This is a genomic window from Bacteroides gallinaceum, from assembly GCF_030373775.1.
GTDB lineage: Bacteria > Bacteroidota > Bacteroidia > Bacteroidales > Bacteroidaceae > Phocaeicola > Phocaeicola excrementipullorum.
Map to the genome: position 1 here is coordinate 1 of NZ_JAUDEN010000067.1, position 1,506 is coordinate 1,506.

Annotated in this window: 2 protein-coding genes; both read right to left on the reverse strand. The window is 42.0% G+C overall.

The window, feature by feature from the left end:
• Positions 1-101 precede the first annotated feature (101 nt).
• Positions 102-476: a hypothetical protein gene (locus QUW60_RS14950; RefSeq protein ID WP_289561487.1), complete on the reverse strand. Its 375-nt coding sequence runs from the start codon at positions 474-476 to the stop codon at positions 102-104.
• Positions 477-479: 3 nt separating this feature from the next.
• On the reverse strand, positions 480-1,506 hold a 1,027-nt coding region (locus QUW60_RS14955), incomplete at its 5' end, for a site-specific integrase (protein ID WP_289561489.1).

Consider the following 1,506-nt stretch of genomic DNA (forward strand, 5'->3'; position numbering starts at 1 on the left):
TACATAGGCATCACTGTTTTCTGCAAATATACGGTTTTGCGGATAATTAACCGCAAAAATTGCGGCTTATTATCCGCATGAAACACTGAAATAAATATTTATCAGCATTTTAGATATGATTTATGATTACCATTCATCATGCAGATAACCATTGACTTTTCAGTTTGGAACAGTCTGCTGATTATACACTCACGTAATTGTTGGGCCGGATAAGTATTAATCTGAAAGGCAAGCGCAAATATCATTTCCAGGTTATAGACTACCTGATACCCCTCTTTTAACGGAATACGTTGTTCTGCGGTGAATGGTTGCAATATCCCTAGTTTATATATTCTTCTTTTCGCAGCCCTTAAAGTCGGTGCAACTATATTGAACAAGCCGATAAGTTCGGCTTCGTCCATACGAATCTTATCAGGATGGACAGCAGGAATAACAATCCTGCCGTCCTCCGTTATATGGATAATTTCTCTTTTCATAAGCTATAGGCAATTTGAAAGAACATCCCTTACATTATTCATATCTTTCAGAATGGAACTGTCGAGTACCCTTGCATAGTGCTGCGTCATCTTGATATTGGAGTGACCGAGCATTTTGGCTACATTCTCAATGCTTACTCCATTGGCCAAACAGACAGATGTGGCGTACGAGTGACGAGCAGTGTGTGTAGTCAGGTTCTTCTTTATCAAACACAGGTCGGCAATCTCTTTCAGGTAGCTGTTCATCTTCTGATTGCAGGGAACAGGCAGCAATACTCCTTTCTTTCTGCAGGCAGGATAATCTGCATATTTTCTCAGGATTTCCAAAGGAATATCCAACAGCGGGATATTACACATGTTCTTTGTTTTTTGACGTGGCTTCCTGATCCACAGGTTTCCGTTGTTGTCTTTTACGATATGCTCAGGGGAAAGCTGTTGTACGTCAATGAAAGCCAAACCGGTGAACGCAGCGAAAATAAAAACATCACGGACTATGGTGATTCGCTCCAGAGGAAATTCCTTGTGGTAGATGGTCAGTAGCTCATCCATAGTAAGAAACTCACGGATTACTTCTTTTTCGTGGAACTTGATACCGATAAACGGATCCTTGGCTATCCATTCATTAGCCAGTGCCAGATTGGTAATTTTCTTCAGACATTTCATATAACGGATAACGGTATTTTGCTGACATTCCTTTTCAGTCTTCAAATAAAATTCAAAGGCACGTACCAGCTCACCGTTGACTTCCGCCAGCGGCAGATCATCCTTTCCGTATTTCTGTCTGATAAGTTCGGCAAGATAGCGCTTGCAGCTTTCATAACGGCGAACGGTAATCAGGGCATAGTCTTTCCCGACCAGGGCACGGCATTGGTCATTGTGCTCCTGCATGGTACCGATAAGGGTGCGTACCGCTTCCGGTTCTTTGTCCTGTCCGAAAAATATTTCCTGTAACAGACGTGCCGTTATAGGCTGGTTCTGTTCTTCCAGCTCACAAAAAATCTGATGTAACTTGATTCTCGCATTTTCGATA